At 37.4% G+C, this 289-nt stretch carries 1 protein-coding gene; it reads right to left on the bottom strand.

Features of this window, described 5'->3' with window-relative positions:
• Positions 1 to 289 (bottom strand): efflux RND transporter permease subunit (locus ACPYOJ_RS35100; protein WP_481420344.1); only part of this gene is annotated, 289 nt, incomplete at both ends.

Genomic DNA, 289 nt, shown 5'->3' on the forward strand with positions numbered 1-289 from the left:
ATTAATACCAGTCCTCCTACGGCTACCCATTTGTTTTTAATTAAAAACTTAAGGCTGTAAATGTATTTTTTAGTTAAATTATTAAAACTGGTATTAAAAGCATTAAAGAATCTTGCTCCGACACCTGTTTTTTTACCGTGTTCTCCGTGCTCACCCTGAGGGTCATTTAAGAACATGGCATATAAAGCAGGACTTAATGTCAATGCATTAACCGCAGAAATCATGATCGCAATGGCCAATGTAAATGCAAACTGTCTGTAGAAAACTCCCGCAGGCCCCTGCATAAATC

This window comes from Rhizobium sp. SVR5-9E, from assembly GCF_056755095.1.